At 63.7% G+C, this 311-nt stretch carries 1 protein-coding gene; it reads right to left on the bottom strand.

From position 1 onward, the window contains the following. A partial coding sequence (locus FVA95_RS29590; RefSeq protein WP_193564453.1) for a transposase occupies nucleotides 1–311 on the bottom strand: 311 nt, incomplete at both ends.

Raw genomic sequence — 311 nt, forward strand, 5'->3', positions numbered from 1 at the left:
CCGAGTCCAGCGGCCGCGATACCCAGTCCTGCATCTCGGCGATTACCGACTCGGTGATCCGTGAGACCGTCTCTTTCGATATCGACGCCCCGTAGATCTCCGCGAAGTGCGCGGAGATCTCCCCGGTCGTCAAACCCTTCGCATACAGCGACAGCACGATCTCGTCGACGTCGCCGAGGCGGCGCTGTCGTTTCCGCACGATCTGCGGTTCGAACGTCGACGCCCGGTCGCGCAGGACCGAGATCTCGATCTCGCCGACCGCATCCGAGATGACCGTTTTCGACCGGGTCCCGTTCCGGGTGTTCGTCGAT

The organism is Pseudonocardia sp. EV170527-09 (assembly GCF_008369905.1).
GTDB lineage: Bacteria > Actinomycetota > Actinomycetes > Mycobacteriales > Pseudonocardiaceae > Pseudonocardia.